Below are 19,828 nucleotides of genomic sequence, written 5' to 3' on the forward strand. Positions count from 1 at the left end.
CTAGACTGGCAGCGGACGCAGCGCCGGGAACTCTTCGGGAGTCAGGGTTTCCTTTTCCAGCAGCAACTGGGCACCTTGTTCCAGCTCGGCGCGTCGACTCTGCAGCAGGGCCTTGGCCCGCGTATAGGCGCCATCGATCAAGGCCCTCACGCTCAGGTCGACCTCGCGTGCAGTCTCTTCCGAGTAGTCTTTCTCGCGCAGGCCGATCGCCTGTTCGCCCAGGTAGCTGGCACTTTGCCGCTCCAGCACGGCTTGGCCGAGTTCTGCGGTCATGCCGAAGCGGGTGACGATCTGTCGGGCGATATCGGTAACCTTGGCCAGGTCGTCGGCGGCACCGGTGGAAATCTCGTTGAAGATCAGATCTTCCGCCGCGCGTCCGGCGAGCAGCACCACCATGCGGTTCTTCAATTCTTCCAGGGTGATCAGGAAGCGATCCTCGGTTGGCCGTTGCAGGGTATAGCCTAGCGCGCCGACCGAGCGCGGGATGATCGACACCTTGTGCACCGGGTCCATGCCCGCCAGGCTGGCCGCGGCCAGGGCGTGGCCCATTTCATGGTGCGCCACCACCTCGCGCTCGTGGGGCTGGAGCAAGCGCCCGCGGCGTTCGCTGCCGATCACGATGCGCTCCACCGCGGCAGTGAAGTCGGCCATGCTCACCGCATCGGCGCCGCGGCGGGTGGCGAGAATGGCCGCCTCGTTGACCAGGTTGGCCAGGTCGGCGCCGGAGAACCCCGTGGTGATGCCGGCGATGCGCTCCAGGTCGAGGTCGGCGGTGGCCTGGATGCGCTTGGCATGCACCTTGAGAATGGCCACCCGGCCGCGTCGATCGGGGCGGTCGATGACGATCTGGCGGTCGAAACGGCCGGCGCGCAGCAGGGCCGGGTCGAGGATCTCCGGGCGGTTGGTGGCGGCCAGCAGGACCACGCCTTCGCGCGGGTCGAAGCCGTCCAGTTCGGCGAGCAACTGGTTGAGGGTCTGTTCCTTTTCGTCGTTGCCGCCGAAGGCGCCGACCCCGCGGGCCTTGCCCAGGGCGTCCAGTTCGTCGATGAAGATGATGCAGGGCGCGGCCTTGCGCGCCTGCTCGAACAGGTCGCGCACCCGTGCGGCGCCAACGCCGACGAACATCTCGACGAACTCCGAACCGGAGATGGAGAAAAACGGCACGTTGGCCTCGCCGGCCACCGCCTTGGCCACCAGAGTCTTGCCGGTACCGGGCGGGCCGACCAGCAGGATGCCCTTGGGAATCCGCGCGCCGAGGCGGCTGTACTTGGGCTGGTCTTTGAGGAAGGACACCACCTCGAGCAGCTCGGCCTTGGCTTCGTCGATGCCGGCCACATCGTCGAAGGTCACCCCGGTATCGCGCTGGACGAATACCTTGGCCTTGGACTTGCCGACGTTGACCATGCCACCGAAGCCCTGTTTCTCGGCAAGGCGCCGAAACAGGAACGACCAGAGGGCGAAGATCAGGATAAAGGGCAGCAACCAGCTCAGCAGGTTGCTGATCAGGCCGCCCTGGCGGGTGCCACTGAAGGTCACCTGCGACTGCGCCAGGGCCTCGGCCAGATCGGGTTCGACCCGCACGGTGACGAATTGGCTGCGGTTATTGATCGGTTCCTTGAGCTTGCCGGTGATCTGCTGCTGCTCGATGCGCAGGTCGCTCAGTTTCTCCTCCTTGAGCAGGCGCATGAACTCGCTGTAGGGCAGGGGTTCGACTGCGCTGCGTGTCCCCCACCAGTCCTGAAACACCAGGAGCAGGCTGAAGGCGACGAGAAAGAACCAGAGGTTCCATTGCTGCTGCTTTTCCATGACTCCTGCCCTCGGGGGAATGGTTCTTCAAGGCTATGTGTAACCCTGGCGGCCGGACGGGGTATTGATACCCGTCAAGCCGCGGTCGCTCAGGCTGTCGGTTGCGCCTGTCACCGCTAAACTAAAAAGAGGATAGAGCAGGTTGGAGGTGAACCATGGCCCTCCGCGAGGGTTTTAGTGGAACCATTGGCGACACGCCGCTGATTCGTCTCGGCAAGCTGAGTGCCGAGACCGGTTGCGAGATCCTGGCCAAGGCCGAGTTCCTCAACCCCGGCGGCTCGGTGAAAGACCGCACGGCCCTGGGCATCATCGAGGACGCCGAGCACAGCGGCCGCCTGGGACCGGGTGGTAGCGTGGTCGAAGGCACTGCCGGCAACACCGGCATCGGTCTGGCGCATATCTGTGCGGCGCGCGGTTACCGCTGCATCATCGTGATCCCGGATAACCAGTCGCGGGAGAAGTTCGACCTGCTGCGCCAACTGGGCGCCGAGGTGCGTCCGGTACCGCCCAAGCCGTACAACGACCCGGACAACTACCAGAAGATCGCCGCTCGCCTGGCCGCCACCTTGCCCGGGGCGATCTGGGCCAACCAGTTCGACAACACCGCCAATCGCGACGTGCACTACCGAACCACCGGGCCAGAGATCTGGCGCGATAGCGAGGGCAGGGTGGATGCCTTTGTCTGTGCGGTCGGCACCGGCGGCACCCTGGCCGGCGTGGCGCGTTATCTCAAGGAACACAAGCCGGCGGTGCGCATCGTCCTTGCCGACCCCATGGGCAGTGCGCTCTATCACTGGGTGCTGGACGGCGAGTTGCACGCCGAGGGCAAGTCGATCACCGAAGGTATCGGCACCAGTCGGGTGACTGCCAATCTGCAGGACACACCCATCGACTCGGCGCTGCAGGTGGACGACCAGCAGTGCGTGGACATGCTTTATCGCCTGCTGCGCGAGGAGGGTTTGTACGTCGGTGGGTCGAGCGGCATCAACCTCTGCGCGGCACACCGGGTTGCCCTTGAACTGGGGCCGGGACACCGCGTCGTGACCTTGTTGTGCGACCGCGGAGGGCTCTACGCCGGGCGCCTGTTCAATCCCCAATGGTTGCGCGAAGCCGGGCTGCAGCCGCCGGCCTGAGTGGGGCAGGGCAGCTTCATCGCTGCTCTATCCCCGGATCGAGCAGCGGTGCCAGCACGGCACGCATGCTGCGCCAATGCGTGCCTTCCCAGAACAGGCGCCGACACTTGTCGCAGTACATGAAACGCGAATAGCTGTAGCCGATACGGCTGGGCAGGCGCTCGCGGGCCTCCTCCTGATCGATCGGCCGCAGCGGCAGATTGCAGTGCAAACACAGGCTGAACGGGCATGCACTGCCCGCCAGGTCGAGTCGCTGGAACAGCTCGCGCACTTGCAGGGCGGGCTTGTGGGCCCGCACGTAGCAGCCATGGTCGATCAACCGGCGCTTGAGCAGCTCGCGGTCGCGGGTCAGCACGATGCGCCCCTCGCGCGCGGCTATTTCGGCGATCTCCTGGTCATCGAAGGCGTTGTCGTAGAGGGTATCGAAGCCGGCCATGCGCAGCAGGCGGGCCAGGCCGCCGAGGTGGGCATCGGCGATGAAGCGCAAGGCCCGCAACGGCTGCTCGCGCACCTTGAGCAGGGAGCGGATGTCCAGGCGTTCGAACTTGGGGTAGACCGCTACCCGGTCGCCGTCCGCCAATAACCGCTCGAAGCCGACCGACTCGCCGTTGACCAGTAGCAGTTCGACCTCGGTGTGGGGCACGCCTAGGGCCTCGATCATGTGCTTGGTGGTGGCTGCGCGGGCGCACACGCAGTCGAACTCCCGACGCCGGCGCTCGGCCGGCAGAAAGTCGTTGAGCTCCTCGTAGAAGCGAAAAGTGGCGCGGACCATGACTCAGGCCTAGCCCTCACGGGCCGCGGAAATTCTTGAATTGCCAGGGATCGTCGAAGTCGAGATCCGCGGGGAAAAGGCCGCGGTGGTGCTCGAGCGGGGTCCAGTCGCTGTACACCCCGCCCACTTCGCCGAGATAGGGCCGACACAGCTGCAGTATCGCCGCGTGGGGCATTTCGTCCGGCTCGACGATGCCGCGCCTGGGGTGCTGGATGGCCCAGATCACCCCGGCCATCACCGCGCTGGTGACCTGCAGGCTGGTGGCATTGTTCTCCGGGCACAGCGCCCGGGCCTGCTGGATGCTCAGGCGCGAGCCGTACCAGTAGGCGCCGCGCGGGTGGCCCATGAGCAGCACGCCGAGGGCATCCACGCCGTCGCTGATGTCCTCTTCGAGCAGGCGCTGGCGCCGCTGTGCGTGCCAGTTGCGGCCGGCCAGTTCATGCAGCGAGAGCACCGCCGCGTCGCAGGGGTGATAGGCATAGAGCACCGTGGGGCGGTACTCGGGCGCGAGTGGATCGCCGATGGTCAAGTAGTCGGCGATGGAGATGGATTCGCCATGGGTGATCAGAAAACCCAGTTGCGGCCCGGCCAGCGGCGTCCAGCTGCGCACCCGGGTGGCCGCGCCGGGGCGGGTCAGGTAGAGGGCGGACTGACAGCCGAAAGCATGCTGCGCAGCGTCGGGGGGGAGGTAGCGCTCATGACTGCCCCAGCCCAGTTCGGCCGGTTGGCAGGCCTCGCTGAGAAACCCGGGTACCGACCAGGTGTTGACGAACTCGCCAGCGGCCTTGGGTTCCAGACTGAATTGCGAATCGCGTTCGGCGATATGGATACTGCACACCCCAAGCCTTTGCGCCAGCCGCGCCCAGTCCGCGCGCGAGGTCGGTGGCGTATCCTTCAGACCGCTGTCGGCGGCCAGCTCGAGCAACGCCTGCTTGAGCAGATGGGAAATCAGGCCGGGATTGGCGCCGTGGGTCAGCACCGCCGTTGGCTGTTTGCCGCGTCTGCGGCGCAGGGCCAGAACGGCTTCGCGCAGGGCATAGTTGGAACGTTGCGAGAGCGACAGCGACGGGTCGTCATAACCGCCGGACCAGGGTTCGGTGCAGGTGTCCAGATAGAGTGCGCCACGCTCGCGACACAACTCGATCAACGCCAGGCTGGAGACGTCCACCGAGAGGTTGAGCAAAAAGTCACCTGCTACGAGCCGTGGCTCCAGCACCTGTCGATAGTTGTCCCGGGTCAACTCGAAATGGAGGAGGGTGATCCCATGCTCGCGGGCCAGGGGCAGCCCCCAGTGATCGGCGCTGATGATCAGCAGTTGCTCGGGTCTGAGGTCGATATGACGCAGCAGGAGCGGCAGTACGCCCTGGCCGATGCAGCCGAAGCCGAGCATGACCAGGCGTCCGGCGAAGCGCTGTTTGGCGGAAGACGTGAACAATGTCCGGCTCTCCAGGTAATGCATGCGCCATGGCGCAAACAGAATAGGCTAAGTCTGGCCGTTCAACGTGCTGACGCAAGGGGCAGGCCTGTAGCTGCAGCTCAGGGATGACGCCGGCTTGATGTGGATCAAGGTCTCTGCCGCGCCGGGTCAGAACAGCGCGCTGGCGATAGTGAAGTAGATCAGCACCGAGAACAGATCCTGGATCACCGTAGCCAACGGCCCGCTGCCGAATGCCGGGTCGAGGGAAAGACTGTTCAACAGCCACGGCAAGGTCATGGCTGCCAGGGTTGCCGTGGCGCAGGTGGCGAACACCGAGAGTCCCACGCATAGGGCAATCTCGGCGCTGCCCCAGCGCCACCAGACCAACGGGCCAGCGACCAGGGCCAGCGCCAGACCGATGGCCAGGCCCACCAGCAGTTCGCGACCGATCATCTGACGCATCCCGACCCCGACCGAAAGACCGCGTACGACCACGGTTTCAGTCTGGGTGCCGACCGCATCGGCGAGATAGACAATTCCCGGGATGAAGAAGGCCAGGATGATCTTGCTCTGCAATTGCGCCTCGAACTGGCCGACGAAGTCCGCCGCCAACAGTGCCCCGACGAGGCCGACCAATAACCACGGGATGCGATGGCGAAAGCGCCGCCGCACCGGTTCCTCACTGCTGCTGCGCGCGGCCTCAGCGCCCTTGGTAAAGCCTCCGAGGCGCGACAGGTCTTCCTCATGTTCGCAGAGCAGGACCGCGAGCAGGCGATGGGGCGGAATCACCCCGACCAGGCTGCCCTGCGCATCGACGACCGTCAGCGCCGACTCCTCATGGTTTACGGCGCGCCAGGCGGCGATTTCCTGATCCACGCCCGGCGCGACTATGGGCGCCTGCGCGTCCATCAATTGAGCCAGGGTGATATCCGCGGGTGCACTGAGCAGGTCTTCGATCCTCACCAGGCCGAGAAAGTGCCGATCCTCGCAGACCATGACGTGGCTTGCGCACTCGTAACGCTGGCCGAGCATTTCCAGGCGTGCGGCATCGACTCGGCGGTCCGGCGCAAACACCGGAACCTCGATGGTCGCGTGCTGTGCAGCCGTTTCGAAGCTGATGTGATCACTGCTGAGGATTGTGTCATGCGACATGGCGATCTCCTGACGCGACGCAACACTGCCTGGGCCTGGCTGGCCGGTGGGGCGGGGATGTCTGGACTATAGCTCTGGCCAGCGCACAGGGCGCAACGCCCCGGCCGAACTGCAAAAGTTCGACCCACCTCAGGCGCAGGCAGCCGTGACGAGGCAGCGCAACCGGATCGGTTTGATATAGATCAACGTCACAGGCGATCAGGCGGCGCAGGCTAAGCCGTGTCTATATGCATCGTCCGACATGGATTTTCGCTCACAAGAGAGCCAGGGCAAGGTGCCAATGGGGCAGGGCGGTGGCAACCGGAGTTCTGGAGGTTCCCATGAATCAGTACCAACGACTGCTGCTGATAACCGATCCCTCCATGCGCCAGTCTCCGGCCCTGCAAAGGGCTGTGGCGTTGGTCGAAGCCTGTGGCGGCTCCCTGCACATGGCCGCGATCAGCGGGCCATTTGCCACCTTGTGGTTACTGGACAAAAGCACCGAAGCGCAGGTGCGCGACGATTTCCTCATGCAGCAGCAGGCGCGGCTCAAGGCTGAAACCGACCGGCTCAGTGCCAAGGGCATTGCAGTGACGAGCGAAGTCGTATGGACCACGACGCCTGTCGAGGAAGTCCTCAAGCATATGACACTCACCCAGGCCGATCTGGTGATCAAGGACAGCCAGCATGAGCCGCTATTGAAGCGTGCCTTCATCACCCCGCTGGACTGGCAATTGCTGCGCGAATGCCCGGTACCATTGCATTTGGTCAGTGCTGCCGAGCACCCGCTGCCGCGCAAGATTGTCGCCGCAGTGGATCTGTCACAACCTGAAACCCGGGTCAGTGGCATGAACCAACGCATCCTCGCTGCAGCCAGTGACTTGGCCCTGCAATGCAAGGCCGAGCTGCACCTATTGCACGCCTATGAACAGTCGCCTGCCTACCTGGCCTATGCCGCGGCCCCGGTCGGTTGGACACCCGAGTTTCTGGAGGAGTTGACCAGCTTGATGCACGCGACCTTCAATCAGTTCGCCGAGCAACATGGCGTGCCGCAGCAGCGTCGCCATGTTGTTCAGGGCTCTCCGACCAGGGTCATCAGCGACTTTGCCACGCGCGAGCAGATGGATGTGGTGGTAATGGGAACGCTGGATCGCAAGGGGCTGGAAAAAGTCCTGGGCAGTACCACCGAGCAGACCCTGTATCAGATCCCCAGCAGCATCCTGACGATCAGGCCGGACTGATCCAGGCTCGGCGGCTGTGGTGCAGCGGACAGCTGGTGGGGTTTGGCCGCGGTTTAGCGTCGAAATTATTGTGCAATACGCGCAAATCGCATCCTGATTGAGAAGGGCCGATCTACGTCTGAACGCGAGCAGTAAAACCCAGTTGCGGATGCTTCGGTAACAGCCCTGGGGCAAATCGGTCTCGGTTAACAGGCCGTTGAACAACTACCGGTTAAAGCCGCTGGCTACGGATCAGAACGAATCGATAATGCGCCCGAGCACGGCCATTGCCTGTTCGCTCTGGGCGCTCCAGGGGTGGCCGTAGTTCAGGCGTGCGCAGTTGCCGAAGCGCCGGGTGGCCGAGAAGATCGGCCCCGGGGCCAGGCTGATGCCCTGGGCCAGGGCCAGCCGGAACAGCTGCAGCGAGTCGACCTGCTCGGGGAGCTCGAACCAGAGAAAATAGCCGCCGCTTGGCCGCGTTACCCGGGTGCTGGCCGGGAAGTGGCGGGCGGCGGAGGCGAGCATCGAGGCCTGTTGGGTTTCCAGGGCGTGGCGCAGCTTGCGCAGGTGGCGGTCATAGCCGCCGTGCTGCAGGTAGTCGGCCAGGGCGGCCTGGGCCGGCACCGAAGGCGAGATGGTGGTCATCAGCTTGAGCCGACTGATCTGCTCGGCATAGCGTCCGCCGGCCACCCAGCCGACCCGGTAACCGGGTGCCAGGCACTTGGAGAACGAGCCGCAGTGCATCACCAGACCGTCGCGGTCGAAGCTCTTCACCGGTTTGGGCGGCTGGCTGCCGAAGTACAGTTCGGCGTACACGTCATCCTCGATCAGCGGCACCTGATAACGCTGCAGCAATTCATACAGCGCGCGTTTCTTGTCATCGCTCATGCTCGCGCCGAGTGGGTTCTGCAGGCTGCTCATAAACCAGCAGGCTTTGATCGGCAGGCTGGCCAGGCGCTCGCTTAGCACGTTCAGGTCGATGCCTTCACGCGGGTGGACGGGAATTTCCACGGCCTTGAGCTTGAGGCGTTCGAGCACCTGCAAGGTGGCGTAGAAGGCCGGCGCCTCGATGGCGACCAGATCGCCCGGCTGGGTCACGCACTGCAGGCACAGATTGAGTGCCTCCATGGCCCCGCTGGTGATCACCAGCTCCTCCAGCGGCAGCATCACGCCGCTGACCATATAGCGCAGGGCGATCTGCCGGCGCAGGTTGGGATTGCCTTCGGTCATGTCGGCGATCACCGCCTGGGGCGGCATGTCGCGCACAGTCTGCGCCATGGAGCGGGCCAGGCGCTGCAGGGGGAACAGGTCGGGGCTGGGAAAGGCCGAGCCGAACGGCACGGTGTCCGGGTCCTTCAGCGAGGCGAGCACCGAGAACACCAGCTCGCTGACATCCACCTCGGTGGTCTGCGTCGGCGGCTGGCAGGTTTGCGGCTCGGCCAGGGAATGCCGGGCCAGCTCGCGGACGTAGTAGCCGGAGCGGGCGCGCGCCTGGATCAGACCGCGGTCTTCGAGCAGGTAATAAGCCTGGAACACCGTGGACGGGCTGACCCCATGGGTACGGCTGGCATGGCGTATCGAAGGCACCTTCTCGCCGGGGGCGAGCACGCCGGTGCGGATCAGTTCGGCAATCTGGTCGGCGAGTTTCTCGTAGCGTTTCATCGTGTCCGTAGGTGCGCTCTGCAGATCAGCGCACTCTACGGGGAGTTGCGTTGCCATGCGACTGTCAGCGCCCGCGCGGCGAGAGAAAGGTGCTCTGGGTCTGCGCCTGCTCGCTGGCATCGGCCAGGTTATGGATCGCGAAGCGCACGGGCAGGGCGCTAGCCTCAGCCTGTTCACTTTCCAGCACCACGGTCACCGGTACATCGAGAATCTCACCAGGGTTCAGCTGCAGCTGCTGCGGGGCATCCAGGCGCAGGCCGGGGCTATCGACCAGCGCCAGGCCATAGCGCTGCGGTTGCTGGGTCTTGTTGATCACCTTGAGCAGGTAGGTGTTCTCGATCTGCCCCAGCTGGTTCTCGCGGAACATGCTGCGGTCCTTGGCCGAATCGATGGACAGCATAGAACGCGCGCTCAAGGCCCAGGCAAAGGCGGCAAGCATCAGCACCAGGGCGATGCCATAGCCGATCAGTCGTGGCCGCAGCCAGTGGGTTTTGCCGCCTTGCAGTTCGCGCTCGGAGTGATAGCCGACCAGGCCTCTGGCGTAGCCCATCTTGTCCATGACCGAATCGCAGGCGTCGATGCAGGCCCCGCAGCTGATGCAGTCGATCTGCAGACCGTCGCGGATATCGATGCCGGTCGGGCACACCTGCACGCACATATAACAGTCGATGCAATCACCCAGCCCCTCGGCCTTGTGCTCGCTGTCCTTCTTGCGCGGGCCACGGCCTTCGCCGCGCTTGGCGTCGTAGGCCACCAGCAGGGTGTCATCGTCGAACATCGCACTCTGGAAGCGCGAGTAGGGGCACATATGCACGCAGACCTTCTCGCGCAGCCAGCCGGCGTTGAGGTAGGTGGCAGCCATAAAGAACAACACCCACACCAGGGTGCCGCCCTCCAGTTGCAGGCGCAGCAGGTCGCTGGCCAGCGGGCGGATAGGCGTGAAGTAACCGATAAAGGTCAGCGCCGTGAGCAGGCTGACGCCCAGCCAGATCCCGTGTTTGGTACTGCGCCGCGCCAGCTTGTTCAGCGACCAGGGCGCGGCATCCAGCTTGACCCGCTGATTGCGCTCGCCCTCGGTGACCTTCTCCGCCCACATGAATACCCAGGTCCACACGCTCTGCGGGCAGGTGTAGCCACACCACACCCGCCCGGCCACCACGGTGATGGTGAACAGGCCGAAGGCGGCAATGATCAGCAGCGCCGAGAGCAGGGTGAAATCCTGCGGCCAGAAGGTCGCACCGAAGATGTAATAGCGATGCTCGGCCAGGTTCCACAGCACCGCCTGGCGACCGTCCCAGTCCAGCCAGGCGGTGCCGAAGAAGATCAGAAACAGCAAACCTGCACCGTACAGGCGCAGATTGCGAAAGCGGCCGCTGAAACTGCGGGTATGAATCGGCCCGCCAGCTTGTGACGGCGTCAGGCGGATAGGCTGGCGCGGGTCGATGGTCTCGATGATCTGCGCGGGAATACGTTCGCTCATTACGGGCCTCGTCGGGCTTTATCAGGCGAGGCGAATGATGCGAGTGCGGCTGTTTGGATAACAGACTCAGGTTTTCAAATAAAAAGCGGATCAGATGGTGGGGGAGGCTGGGGGTGTGGTTTTAGTGGGCTGAGGAGTTGGTGGTGGCAGCAATCGGCCCAGGCTGTGTAAAAACTCCCGCTGAAATTCGCGGTTGGCGTCGCTACGCGAAATCTTTGAAATTTGACCGGGTTGGGATGCTCAGAATTCATTTTGTGGAACCAAGATTTGCTGAGCTACTACACAACCATTGCCACCCAGGCGTTGACAGCCGGGCTCTGCCGCGCCTTCCCTGCGACCCATCGTCGTTGCTAGCAGAATTGGGAGGCAGTGGAGCTGGCGACGCTGAAGTGGGTGGACTGGTTCAACCACCGATGGCTGCTGGGGCCCATCGGGGGCATGGCACAAGCCGAGGTCGTGGCCTTTTACTATCGACAACTTACCGAGTCAGCCCAAGCGGCATTACTCATACCAAAGAGCATCCGGAATAACGCCGCCGTCCTCACCTCATCAGACTAAAAGGCAGACCAGCGGACTTCCTGGCAGATATTCATCGGCTGAGGCAAGGCGGTCGGCCAGTTAGGCTCCATACACTTCACTACGAGTTAATCGCGCACAACAACAACGCGAGAAGTAGTGATGAACCTATATCAGCCTGACTTAGTTACCCAGCACAGCGGCCATATTGGTGCTCGCCAGACCCGTGTCGAGGACGCTGCATTGTTGCGTGGCCTGGGCTGCTATGCCGACGATGCTGCCACCCCGCCCGGTACTCTGCATGCTGCCATTGTCCGTTCACCCCATCCCCATGCTCGCATCACTTCCGTGGATTTCTCCCAAGCGCTGCTGATGAAGGGTGTGCACGGCGTACTCGTTGGCGAGGACGTCAAGCGTTGGGCCCTGCCATTCCCGGTCGGCGTGCGCCAGCCGATGGAGCATTGGTGCATCGCCGTGGATAAGGTGCGCTACGTCGGTGAGCCGGTGGCGGTAGTGATAGCCGAGAGCCGTTACCTGGCCGAAGACGCCCTGGACGGCGTACGTGTCGACTATGAGCAGCTGCCGCCGATCATCGATCCAGAGGCCGCCACCACAGAACAGGCGCCGGTGCTGCATGAGGCAGTCGGCAGCAACGTGGTCAACGAGCGGCATTTCCGCTACGGCGAACCGGAACAGGCCTTCGAGCAGGCGCCGCACCGAGTATCGTTGAAGGTGCGCTTTCCGCGCAGCTCCTGCACCCCCATCGAGTGCTACGTGGTGCTTGCCCAGTACGGGCGCGCTACCGGTATCTACGATGTGCTGGCCAACTTCCAGGGACCCTATGCGCTGCACACGGTGATGGCTCGCGCGCTCAACGTGCCGAGCAACCGCCTGCGTCTGCGCACGCCGAAAGACTCCGGCGGCAGCTTCGGTATCAAACAGGGCGTGTTCCCTTACGTGGTGATGATGGGGCTGGCGTCACGCAAGGTTGGCGCCCCGGTGAAGTGGGTCGAAGACCGTCTTGAGCATCTTCAGGGCGCGTCCTCTGCGACCAATCGGGTCACCGAGATCGAGGCGGCGGTACAGGCCGACGGTCGCATCACCGCCCTGCGTTATGACCAGATCGACGACTGCGGCGCCTACCTGCGCGCACCGGAGCCGGCCACCTTCTATCGCATGCACGGCAACCTAACGGGTGCTTATGCGATTCGTAATCTGCTGGTGCGCAACCGCGTGGTGCTGACCAACAAGACCCCCACCGGCCTCAACCGAGGCTTCGGCGGCCCGCAGGTGTACTTCGCCCTGGAGCGTCTGTTGCAGCATATCGCCGTGCAGTTGGACCTTGATCCGCTGGAGGTGATCCGCCGCAACCTGGTACCGGCCGACGCCTTCCCCTACCGTGCGGCGGCCGGCGCTCTGCTGGATTCCGGCGATTACCAGGCTGGCATCGATTTGGCGGTCAAGGATGGCGGTCTCGACGAGCTGTTGCACCGCCGCGACCAGGCGCGCAACGAAGGCCGGCTGTACGGAATCGGCTATGCGGCGGTGATCGAACCGTCGATCTCCAACATGGGCTACATCACCACCGCGATGACCCCCGAGGAACGGCGTAAGGCCGGGCCGAAGAACGGCGCGGTGAGCACGGCGACCATCAACGTCGGCCCGCTCGGCGATGTCAGCGTGCACGTCTCCTCGACGCCCCAGGGCCAGGGGCACCAGACCGCAGTGGCGCAAGTAGTCGCCGATGTACTCGGCGTCGCGTTGGAGTCGATCGTGGTCAACGTCGAACTGGACACCCAGAAGGATGCCTGGTCGATCGCCTCGGGCAACTATTCCAGCCGCTTCGCCGGCGCGGTGGCCGGTGTGGTCTACCAGGCCGCGCTGAAGGTGCGTGATCGCCTCGCCGCGATTGCCGCCGTGCAACTGCAAGCCAAGCAGGAAGACATCCGCTTCGGCGGCGGCAAGATTTTTGTCATCAACGGAGGTCTCTCGGCACCGTTCCACCGCATCGCCGGCGCCACCCACTGGTCGCCAGGTCTGCTCCCGGAAGGCGAGCCGGGTGGCCTGCGCGAGACAGCATTCTGGAGTCCCCCGCAGCTCACGGCTCCAGACGACAGCGATCTCATCAACAGTTCGCTGTGCTACGGCTTCGTCTTTGACATCTGCGGTCTGGAGATCGACCGCGTCACCGGCGAGATTCATATCGACCGCTACGTGACGTGCCACGATGCCGGCCGCCTGCTCAATCCCGCGCTGGTCGACGGGCAGATCCGCGGCGGCTTTGCCCAGGGGCTTGGCGCGGCACTAATGGAGGAGTTCGCCTATGGCGAGGACGGTAGTTTCCTCTCTGGTACCTTCGCCGACTACCTGGTGCCCACCGCACCGGAAGTGCCCGACCCAGTGATCCTGCATCTGGAAACGCCGTCGCCGTTCACCCCCCTGGGGGCTAAAGGCGTCGGCGAGGGCAACAACATGAGCACGCCGGTATGCATCGCCAACGCCGTGGCCGATGCCCTAGGTCGCCCCGACATTCGCCTGCCGCTGACACCGTCGAAAGTGCGCAGCATGATTGGCATCGACGAACCTCCGCGGCCGGCCGGCATGCAGCAGGACGACGGTTTTGACGCAGAACCGGCCGGCGGCTCGGCCCTGCGCGCCAACGATGCGGTGGTGATCCCGGCCCCGCCACAGCAAGTGTTCGACACCCTGCTCGACCCGGCCACCCTGGCTGCGATCATCCCGGGATGCCATGCCCTCGAGCTGCAGGGCGAGAATCGCTACCGTGCGGACGTTACCGTCGGCGTGGGCATGATCCGCGCACGCTTCGAGGCCAAGGTCGCCTTGAGCGAGCTGGACCCACCTCATTCGTTGCGCCTGTCCGGCTCTGGCACCAGCTCCATGGGCTCGGCCCAGGGCCACGCCAGGGTGCGTTTCGTCGAGTTGGAGAACGGTCACACGCGTTTGGAATACCGATACCAGGTCGTAGTCAGCGGCAAGGTCGCCGCGGTCGGCAGCCGCATGATGCAAGGGGCCTCGAAAGTGATCATCGGACAGATTTTCACCCGCCTGTCGCAGCGGGTCAGTGGCCAGGCGATCGCCGACGGCTGGTGGGCGCGCTTGCGTGCGCTGTTCGTCAGGCTGTTCGGCAAAGGAGGTGCGCAATGAAACCGGCTGCTTTCGATTACGTACGCGCCGAGAGCCGCCGCCAGGTACTCGAGCTGCTCGCCGAGTATGGCCAGGAGGCACGCATCATTGCCGGCGGTCAGTCGCTGATGGCGGTGCTGAACATGCGCCTGGCCCAACCCAAGCTGCTGATCGACATCAATCAGGTCGCCGAGCTGGACTATATCGAGCTGCGCAAGGACTGCCTGGCGGTGGGCGCCGCGGTACGCCAGGCGCAACTGCTGGCGCGGCCGACGCTGGCCGACGAAGTACCGCTGCTGGCCCTGGCGATGCCTTGGATCGGCCACTTCCAGACCCGCAACCGTGGCACCGTGTGCGGCTCTGTGGCCCACGCCGACCCTAGTGCCGAGCTGCCACTGAGCCTGGTGACCTTAGGCGGCGAGATCGTCCTGGAGTCGATCAAGGGAAAGCGCGTGATCAAGGCTGCCGAGTTCTTCCAGGGCATTCTCACCACCGACAAACGCGCCGACGAAATGGTCGTCGAGGTGCGCTTCCCGCTCAAGCGCGAGGGCATCATTTATCGCTTCCAGGAAATCGCCATGCGCCACGGCGACTTCGCCATCGTCTCGCTGGCCGCCTGTATCGGCATCGACGAGGTGCGCCTGGGTGTCGGCGGGGTCGCCGATCGTCCGGTGATGCGCAGCCTGCCGCGCGGTGCGGCGTTACCGGACGCGCTCAACGAAACCGCCTGGTCGCTTGATGCCCAGGACGATGTGCATGCCAGCGCGGCCTACCGCCGGCAACTGGTTCGCGAGCTGGGTCACCGTCTCATCGAAGGAGTCTGAACATGCGCGTAACCGCCGAACAACGTTTTGCCGTCCGTCTCGAGCTCAATGGCCGCACGCGCGAAGGCCTGGCCGAGCCGCGTACCCAGTTGTGCGATTTCCTGCGCCACGACCTCGGCGCCACAGGCGTCCATGTCGGCTGCGAACACGGCGTCTGCGGCGCCTGCACGGTGCTGGTGGACGGCGTCGCCATGCGCTCCTGCCTGATGCTCGCCGTGCAGGCCCACGAACGGCGCATCGAGACAGTCGAATCGCTGGCCGACGACGACACGCTCAGCGACCTGCAGCAGGCATTCCGCCGTAATCACGCCCTGCAGTGCGGTTTCTGCACTGCGGGCATCCTCATGTCCTGCGTGGATTTCCTCGAGCGGCAGCCCGACCCGAGCGAGGCCGAAGTGCGCGACATGCTTTCCGGGCACCTGTGCCGCTGTACCGGTTACACCGGCATCGTCCAGGCGGTGCTCGAAGTGGCCGCCCAACGTCAAACGAACGAAGAGGTATAACAATAATGTTCGATCTCGGACGCAGCTTCCTCGCTGCCGTAGAGCGCCGCCCACTGGCCATTGCGGTCAGCGACGGTACAGTGAAAAAAACCTACGAACAGTGGTTCGTCGATATTCAGTGTGCCGCCCACGGTCTCGAGTCACTCGGGCTGGGCAAGGGTGATCGTCTGCTGGTGGCGATGCAGAACCGCTGGCAGATGGCGACCTTGCATTGGGCCTGCCAGTTCGCCGGCATCGTCATGACTCCGCTGAACTGGCGTTCGACCGCCGAGGAGCTGGCCTACTGCATCGAGGATGCGCAGATCCGCGCACTGGCCTACGACGACTCTACCGCTACTGCGGTGGCTGCCTGCACGGCCGCCATCGATCTACCGCGGATCGCCGTCGGTGAGCGAGCCGCCGCGGGCGACCTGAGCTTCGCCGAGTTGTGCGCCGAGGCACCAGCAGCGACTATCCTGCGTGCTACGCCCGAGGATTTCTCCCTGCTGCTCTATACCTCAGGCACCACCAGCAAACCCAAGGGCGTGCCGCGCCGGCATTGCGCCGAACGCGCCGCAGCGGTCGCCCATGTGGCGCAGAATCTTTATCGCCACGGCGAATGCACCCTCGGCGTAATGCCGCTCTACCACACCATGGGCGTGCGCTCGCTGCTGGCCATGGCGTTGATCGACGGGCATTTCGTCTGCGTACCGAAGTTCGACGTCGAGGCCACCCTGCAGGCCATCGAGCGGGAGCAGGTCAGCAACCTGTACCTGGTGCCGACCCTCTATCACATGCTTATCGAGCACCCGGCGTTCGCCCGCGAGCGGGTCGCCAGCGTGGAGAAGATCGGCTTCGCCGGCGCGCCAATGAGCGACGGACTGATGCGCCGCGTCGAGCAGGCATTCCAGCCGCAGTTGTTCGTTAACCACTACGGCAGTTCGGAGATTTACACCTTCACCATCGACCAGCAGGCCAGCCGCAAGCCTGGTTCCTCAGGGCGCAGCGCGCTGAACCAGCGGGTGCGGGTGGTGCCGATCGACGCCGAATCGGCACAGGTGCAGACCAAGCCCATGGAGGAGGGCCAGATCATCGCCGACCTGGCCAGTGACGAGGCGTTCGAAGGCTACCTGAACCGCCCCGAAGCCACTGCCAAGGCGCTGCGCGATGGCTGGTATTTCACCGGTGACACCGGCTATTTCGATGAGGACGGCGACCTGTTTGTCACCGGGCGGGTGGACGACCTGATCATCACCGGTGGCGAGAACGTCAGCCCGGTGGAGATCGAGAACGTGCTCTCACTGCACCCCGCCGTCGAGGAAGTGGTGGTGGTCGGTTTGCCGGACGAGCAGTGGGGCAAGATCATCGCCGCCTTCATCAAGCTGCGTGCCGAGGTCAGCGAAGGCGAACTGGATGCCCACTGCATCACCTCCGGCCTGGCCAAGTTCAAGCGGCCGCGGCGTTACCAGTTCATCGAGCAGATTCCCAAATCCCCCGTTGGCAAGGTGCTGCGCCGCATCTTGCTGGCTCAGCACCAGGAACAGGCCCAAAAAGGCTGACCGCTCATTATCCCGAGGACATCTATCATGCAACTGCAAGCAATCCAGCAATTTCTCGAAACCCCGTTCGATGGCTTCCATGTCGAGGTCGATGCGGCCCGTGAGCGCGCCGATATCATCCTCAACCGTGCGCCGCTGAACGTCATCTCCATGGGCCAGCGCGACCAGCTGCGCCAGGTCTTCGAAGCGCTTGACGCGCATCCGCAGGTGCGCGTCATCGTGCTGCGCGCGGTGGGCGAGCACTTCTCCAGCGGCGGCGACATCAAGGGCTTCCTCGAGGCCTCGCCGGAGCACGTCTCCAAGCTGGCCTGGAACGTCGCCGCGCCGGTGCGCTGCGAGAAGCCGGTGATCGCCGCCAACCGTGGCTACACCTTCGGCGTCGGTTTCGAGCTGTCGCTGGCCTGCGATTTCCGTATCGCCTCGGAGACTACTCGCTACGCATTGCCCGAGCAGAATCTCGGGCAGATCCCCGGTTCCGGTGGTTCGGCGCGCCTGCAGAAGATCATCGGCGTGGCCCGCACCAAGCACATGGTCATGCGCGCCAAGCGCATAAGCGGCGAACAGGCCTACGAGTGGGGCATCGCCACCGAGTGCGTGGCGGACGCCGAGCTGGAAAGCACGGTAGACGCACTGGTCGATGAACTGCGGCGCTTCTCGCCGCTGGCCCAGCGCACGGCCAAGCGCTTGATCAACGACAACGAAGACGCGCCGCTGAGCGTGGCCATCGAGATGGAAGGACACTGCTACAGCCGCCTGCGCAGCTCGTATGACTTCAAGGAAGGCGTCGAGGCGTTCCACAGCAAGCGGCCGGCGGTATTTCGCGGCGAGTAATCTTCCCGTCGGGGCTTGCCTGCGGCAGGCCTCGGCAGACAACGGCCATACCGCAGTACAACAACAATCGCGGAGAACGGGTCATGCCTGGCAATAAAGCGAACACTATTTTTGCACCACCTACTGGCGCCTCATCGGGCTACTCACTCCGAGAGGCATTCACCATCAAGTCGGTCAGCGCTGGGGTAGTAGCCGCGCTGTTCGGCTGTTCCGGGCCTGCGCTGATCGTCATCAGCGCCGCCGAAGCCGGCCATTTGAGCGATGGCCAGACGGTTGCCTGGCTATTCGCCATCTACGTGCTCGGCGGACTGATCAGCATCGGCATGGCGCTGCGCTACCGCCAGCCGATCTGCGGCGCTTATTCGATCCCTGGCGCGGCGATCATGATCGCGGCACTTGGCGGTCTGGACTTTCGCGAGGCGGTCGGCGCCTTCATCATGAGCGGCGCGCTGGTCTTGCTGCTCGGCTTGAGCGGGGTGATTGGCAAGTTGATGCGCTGGCTGCCGATGCCCATCGTCATGGCGATGATCGCCGGGGCGATGATCCGCTTTGGTGTCGGCGCGGTAGAAGCGGTCGGCAGCGTTCCGCTGATGGCCGGTTTGGCGGCGCTGACCTACTTCCTGGTCATGCGTTTCGTCAAGGCGGTGCCGCCGGTGCTGGCTGCCGGGCTGGTGGGCTTCGCCGCGGCCTTGGCGCTGGGCCTGCTGAAACCGGCGGATGTGGATATCGCCTTCGTCATGCCGGCTTTCACCACTCCCATGTTCACCTTGGCTACCTTCTTTGCCATATCGGTGCCGCTGGCGGCGCTGGTAATCGGTGCCGAGAATGCCCAGGCCACCGGCGTGCTGATGGTCGAGGGCTACAAGCCACCGGTCAATGCGATGACCGTGGTGAGCGGCGTGGGCGGCATGCTGGCCGGGTTGTTGGGCGGGCACAACGCCAATATCGCCGGGCCGATGACGGCGATCTGCGGTTCCGAGCAGGCCGGCGACGATCCGCGTCAACGCTACGGAGCGACCCTGGTCAATGGCGTACTGTTCGCCCTGTTTGGCGTATTCGCCGGTGTCGCCGTGCCGTTCATCCTCGCCTTGCCGCGCGAGTTGATTCTGGTGATTGCCGGCCTGGCGATGATCGGCGTTTTGCTCAGCGCGTTGCAGCAGGCCTTCCACAAAGAAACCGGTTGCCAGATCGGTGCATTCGTCGCCCTGGTGGTGGCCATGAGCAAGTTCAGCCTGTTCGGTATCAGCGCGCCGTTCTGGGCGCTGGTGATCGGCGTGGCGGTGTCCTGGTTGCTTGGCGAGTTGCGCCGTGAGCGGGCCGCCTAGAGTCGCGTTGCCGTCGGCCAGTAACGACAAATCGCACACTTCTTAAACGTTGTATCCCACGAGAGTTCCCACTGCCACACATGGACCTGCAAGAGGCCCGTGGGAACTCTTTTGCCTAAAAACCTAATAAGAAAGAGAACTTACAACAATGATCTTTCCCTTAACTCGCCCATGCAAACCCACCCATTGCCTGATCTACACCGGCTTGCTGCTGGGGTTGCCGTTCCAGGTTTTGGCTGCCGACAGCGATTTTTTCAAGGACGCCACGGCGACCCTGCAAGCACGCAATTACTACTTCAGTCGCGACTTCTCCGACATCGTCGGGCCGAACCAGCAGTCCAAGGCCGAGGAGTGGGCCCAGGGTTTTATCCTCAACTTCAAGTCCGGCTATACCCCAGGCCCGGTCGGCTTCGGTGTCGACGCCATCGGCCTGCTCGGGCTCAAGCTCGACAGCAGCCCGGATCGGGTCAATACCGGCCTGCTGCCGGTGACCGACGAGGGCAGGGCGGCCGATGATTACAGCCGC

Annotated in this window: 15 protein-coding genes and 1 pseudogene; 10 read left to right on the forward strand and 6 right to left on the reverse strand. The window is 64.2% G+C overall.

Features of this window, described 5'->3' with window-relative positions:
- The gene (gene ftsH / locus R3355_RS09950) at positions 1-1,806 is read right to left on the reverse strand and encodes an ATP-dependent zinc metalloprotease FtsH (RefSeq protein WP_318961051.1); all 1,806 of its coding nucleotides are present in this window, start codon (positions 1,804-1,806) and stop codon (positions 1-3) included.
- A 155-nt stretch (positions 1,807-1,961) separates the two neighbouring features.
- On the opposite strand from ftsH, the gene R3355_RS09955 reads away from it, so the two are divergent.
- Positions 1,962-2,939 (forward strand): cysteine synthase A, encoded by a 978-nt coding sequence (locus R3355_RS09955; protein ID WP_318961052.1) that lies wholly within the window; start codon positions 1,962-1,964, stop codon positions 2,937-2,939.
- 16 nt (positions 2,940-2,955) lie between these two features.
- On the opposite strand, the gene R3355_RS09960 is transcribed toward R3355_RS09955, so the two are convergent.
- The 3 genes from R3355_RS09960 to R3355_RS09970 all read right to left on the reverse strand — a co-directional run bounded on the left by R3355_RS09960 (position 2,956) and on the right by R3355_RS09970 (position 6,280).
- Positions 2,956-3,711 carry a Mut7-C RNAse domain-containing protein gene (locus R3355_RS09960; protein ID WP_318961053.1) on the reverse strand — a complete coding sequence of 252 codons (756 nt, stop codon included), beginning with the start codon at positions 3,709-3,711 and terminating at the stop codon, positions 2,956-2,958.
- Positions 3,712-3,727: 16 nt separating this feature from the next.
- Positions 3,728-5,146 (reverse strand): homospermidine synthase, encoded by a 1,419-nt coding sequence (locus R3355_RS09965; RefSeq protein WP_318961054.1) that lies wholly within the window; start codon positions 5,144-5,146, stop codon positions 3,728-3,730.
- Positions 5,147-5,296: 150 nt separating this feature from the next.
- A complete protein-coding gene (locus R3355_RS09970) occupies positions 5,297-6,280 on the reverse strand; it encodes a magnesium transporter (protein ID WP_318961055.1) in 984 nt (327 codons plus the stop codon).
- Positions 6,281-6,600: 320 nt separating this feature from the next.
- Between R3355_RS09970 and R3355_RS09975 the strand changes: the two genes are divergently transcribed.
- Positions 6,601-7,500, forward strand: a complete 900-nt coding sequence (locus tag R3355_RS09975; RefSeq protein ID WP_318961056.1) for a universal stress protein — start codon at positions 6,601-6,603, stop codon at positions 7,498-7,500.
- 231 nt (positions 7,501-7,731) lie between these two features.
- Here R3355_RS09975 and mapR read toward each other — a convergent pair whose 3' ends face one another.
- Together mapR and ccoG are read right to left on the reverse strand one after the other, a co-directional pair.
- On the reverse strand, positions 7,732-9,141 hold the full coding sequence (mapR, locus tag R3355_RS09980) for a GntR family transcriptional regulator MpaR (RefSeq protein ID WP_318961057.1): 1,410 nt from the start codon (positions 9,139-9,141) through the stop codon (positions 7,732-7,734).
- Positions 9,142-9,205: 64 nt separating this feature from the next.
- The gene (gene ccoG, locus R3355_RS09985; protein ID WP_318961058.1) at positions 9,206-10,621 is read right to left on the reverse strand and encodes a cytochrome c oxidase accessory protein CcoG; all 1,416 of its coding nucleotides are present in this window, start codon (positions 10,619-10,621) and stop codon (positions 9,206-9,208) included.
- A gap of 366 nt (positions 10,622-10,987) precedes the next feature.
- On the opposite strand from ccoG, the pseudogene R3355_RS09990 reads away from it, so the two are divergent.
- From R3355_RS09990 to R3355_RS10025, 8 genes and pseudogenes are all read left to right on the forward strand, one after another.
- Positions 10,988-11,179 (forward strand): annotated as a pseudogene (locus tag R3355_RS09990) (hypothetical protein); the annotation flags it as partial.
- 120 nt (positions 11,180-11,299) lie between these two features.
- On the forward strand, positions 11,300-14,302 hold the full coding sequence (locus R3355_RS09995) for a xanthine dehydrogenase family protein molybdopterin-binding subunit (RefSeq protein ID WP_318961059.1): 3,003 nt from the start codon (positions 11,300-11,302) through the stop codon (positions 14,300-14,302).
- Complete coding sequence (locus R3355_RS10000) at positions 14,299-15,105, forward strand: FAD binding domain-containing protein (RefSeq protein WP_318961060.1); 807 nt, start codon at positions 14,299-14,301, stop codon at positions 15,103-15,105. The genes R3355_RS09995 and R3355_RS10000 overlap by 4 nt, the downstream gene beginning before the upstream one ends.
- 2 nt (positions 15,106-15,107) lie before the next feature.
- Entirely contained in the window at positions 15,108-15,608 is a 501-nt protein-coding gene (locus R3355_RS10005; protein ID WP_090441613.1) for a (2Fe-2S)-binding protein, read from the forward strand.
- 5 nt (positions 15,609-15,613) lie between these two features.
- Positions 15,614-17,146, forward strand: a complete 1,533-nt coding sequence (locus R3355_RS10010; protein ID WP_318961061.1) for an AMP-binding protein — start codon at positions 15,614-15,616, stop codon at positions 17,144-17,146.
- Between the two features lie 27 nt (positions 17,147-17,173).
- A complete protein-coding gene (locus R3355_RS10015) occupies positions 17,174-17,977 on the forward strand; it encodes an enoyl-CoA hydratase/isomerase family protein (protein ID WP_090441622.1) in 804 nt (267 codons plus the stop codon).
- A gap of 83 nt (positions 17,978-18,060) precedes the next feature.
- Positions 18,061-19,302, forward strand: a complete 1,242-nt coding sequence (locus R3355_RS10020) for a benzoate/H(+) symporter BenE family transporter (RefSeq protein ID WP_090504726.1) — start codon at positions 18,061-18,063, stop codon at positions 19,300-19,302.
- 148 nt (positions 19,303-19,450) lie between these two features.
- Positions 19,451-19,828: OprD family outer membrane porin (locus R3355_RS10025; protein WP_318961062.1), on the forward strand; the 378-nt coding region annotated here is incomplete at its 3' end.

Source organism: Pseudomonas sp. (assembly GCF_033723075.1).
Classification (GTDB): Bacteria; Pseudomonadota; Gammaproteobacteria; order Pseudomonadales; family Pseudomonadaceae; genus Aquipseudomonas.

Bases quoted from the DNA above. Each gene is read 5' to 3' on its own strand.
- R3355_RS09970 (WP_318961055.1), bottom strand. From the start codon at position 6,280: ATGTCGCATGACACAATCCTCAGCAGTGATCACATCAGCTTCGAAACG.
- R3355_RS10010 (WP_318961061.1), top strand. From the start codon at position 15,614: ATGTTCGATCTCGGACGCAGCTTCCTCGCTGCCGTAGAGCGCCGCCCA.
- mapR (WP_318961057.1), bottom strand. From the start codon at position 9,141: ATGAAACGCTACGAGAAACTCGCCGACCAGATTGCCGAACTGATCCGC.
- R3355_RS10020 (WP_090504726.1), top strand. From the start codon at position 18,061: ATGCCTGGCAATAAAGCGAACACTATTTTTGCACCACCTACTGGCGCC.
- ftsH (WP_318961051.1), bottom strand. From the start codon at position 1,806: ATGGAAAAGCAGCAGCAATGGAACCTCTGGTTCTTTCTCGTCGCCTTC.
- R3355_RS09960 (WP_318961053.1), bottom strand. From the start codon at position 3,711: ATGGTCCGCGCCACTTTTCGCTTCTACGAGGAGCTCAACGACTTTCTG.
- R3355_RS09975 (WP_318961056.1), top strand. From the start codon at position 6,601: ATGAATCAGTACCAACGACTGCTGCTGATAACCGATCCCTCCATGCGC.
- R3355_RS10000 (WP_318961060.1), top strand. From the start codon at position 14,299: ATGAAACCGGCTGCTTTCGATTACGTACGCGCCGAGAGCCGCCGCCAG.
- R3355_RS10015 (WP_090441622.1), top strand. From the start codon at position 17,174: ATGCAACTGCAAGCAATCCAGCAATTTCTCGAAACCCCGTTCGATGGC.
- ccoG (WP_318961058.1), bottom strand. From the start codon at position 10,621: ATGAGCGAACGTATTCCCGCGCAGATCATCGAGACCATCGACCCGCGC.
- R3355_RS10005 (WP_090441613.1), top strand. From the start codon at position 15,108: ATGCGCGTAACCGCCGAACAACGTTTTGCCGTCCGTCTCGAGCTCAAT.
- R3355_RS09955 (WP_318961052.1), top strand. From the start codon at position 1,962: ATGGCCCTCCGCGAGGGTTTTAGTGGAACCATTGGCGACACGCCGCTG.
- R3355_RS09995 (WP_318961059.1), top strand. From the start codon at position 11,300: ATGAACCTATATCAGCCTGACTTAGTTACCCAGCACAGCGGCCATATT.